This window comes from Arthrobacter sp. TB 26 (genome assembly GCF_000427315.1).
Lineage (GTDB): Bacteria > Actinomycetota > Actinomycetes > Actinomycetales > Micrococcaceae > Arthrobacter.
In genome coordinates, this window is sequence record NZ_AUPJ01000554.1 from 1 (window position 1) to 1,795 (window position 1,795).

Consider the following 1,795-nt stretch of genomic DNA (forward strand, 5'->3'; position numbering starts at 1 on the left):
AGGGGGTGTTCGCTGTCCGATTCCGCAGCGGCGGCCAGGGCGAGCAGCTCTTCTGGGTCCGTCCCTTCGACGGCGGCCACGCCCTTCAGTTCCGGCTCGCCCTTGGTCAGGGTCCCCGTCTTGTCGAACAGCACGACGTCGACCGTCCTCATCCGTTCGAGCGCCATCCGGTTCTTGATCAGCACGCCGGCCCGGGCTGCCCGCTCTGTGGAGATCGCGATGACGAGCGGGATGGCAAGGCCCAGTGCATGCGGGCAGGCGATGACCAGCACCGTCACGGTGCGTTCCACGGCGTCGGGCACGCTGCCCAGTAGTGTCCAGGCGATGAAGGTGACGACGCCGGCCCCGGCCGCGAAATAGAACAGGAAGGCGGCGGCACGGTCCGCGAGTGCCTGGGCCCGCGACGAGGAGGCCTGGGCTTCGGCCACGAGCCGCCGGATCCCGGCGAGGGCGGTGTCCTCGCCGATGGCAGTGACCTGAACGCGGAGGCTGTTGTCCGTTGCGATGGTGCCGGCGACCACGGGGTCGCCGGGCGAGCGGAGGACGGTCTTGGATTCGCCCGTGATCATCGATTCGTCGAATTCGGCCTGCCCCTCGGTCACGGTTCCGTCCGCCGGCATCCGCGCGCCGGAACGGACCAGGATGGTGTCGCCGCTCCTGAGCTCGGAGACACCGACAATCTCGGTACCGGACCCGGTAATGCGTTCGGCCTCGTCCGGGAGCAGCGCCGCGAGGGCATCGAGCGCGCCCTGGGCGGAGCCGAGGGCGCGCATTTCAATCCAGTGCCCCAGCAGCATGATGTCAACCAGGAGGGCCAGTTCCCACCAGAAGTCGAGGTCGAAGCCGCCGATTCCGAGGGTGGTCACCCACGAGGCGGTGAACGCGACGGTGATGGCCATGGCGATCAGCAGCATCATCCCGGGCTTGCGGGATTTCAGCTCGTTCAGGCCGCCCTTGAGGAACGGCTGGCCGCCATAGAAGAAGATGACGGTTCCCAGGACGGGAGGAATCCAGCCGGATCCGGGGAAAACGGGAGGTGCGTAGCCGAGGAGGTGGCCGAACATGGGGCTGAAGAAGACCACCGGGACGGCCAGGGCAAGTGTCAGCCAAAACCTGTTCTTGAACATCGCCACGCTGTGCCCGGCGTGCTGGCCGCGGCTGTGAACCAGATGCTCGTCGTCCTGGTGCGGCGCCCTGCCGGTCCCGTACGCCCCGTCCCTGCCGTGCCCGCTGTGGGGCTGGTGGCCGCCAGGGTCCCTGTGCTCCGCGTTCGGCTGCGGGCCGCTGACGGGCTGGCTGCTGGGCCGGTGTTCCATGATGCGCGCTCCTGGGAGATTCATCGATGTTCGGGTTGAGCTCACCATACCCCTAGGGGGTATTCCTGGCAAGAGGTTTCCCGGGTCAGCGGACCTCGATCACGCCCATCATTCCCAGGTCCTCGTGGTCCAGGATATGGCAGTGGTAGACCGAGCGGCCGCTGAAGTCGCGGAACGCGACCCTGACGGTGGCCCGCCCGTTGGCCCGGACGTTCACTACGTCCCGCATGATGACGGCATCGACCGCCCGGCCGTTGTCCTCGATGAGCTGCATCGGCCACACGTGCAGGTGGAAGGGGTGGTCCATGGGGCTGGTGTTGACCAGGGTCCATTCCTCCACGGTCCCGGCCGCCACGATCGTGTCGGTGCGGGACTCGCTGAATTCGCGGCCGTTGATGCTGAACCGCATCACGCCCCCCATGCCTCCGCCCATGCCACCCGATCCCGCCCCCATGGCGAGGACCAGCTGCCGTCGTGCG

At 67.9% G+C, this 1,795-nt stretch carries 2 protein-coding genes; both read right to left on the reverse strand.

Translation table 11 applies throughout. From position 1 onward, the window contains the following. Positions 1 to 1,316 (reverse strand): HAD-IC family P-type ATPase (locus K789_RS0121700; RefSeq protein WP_024368574.1); only part of this gene is annotated, 1,316 nt, incomplete at its 3' end. 85 nt (positions 1,317 to 1,401) lie between these two features. Beyond that, positions 1,402 to 1,795 (reverse strand): multicopper oxidase domain-containing protein (locus K789_RS0121705; RefSeq protein ID WP_157835709.1); only part of this gene is annotated, 394 nt, incomplete at its 5' end.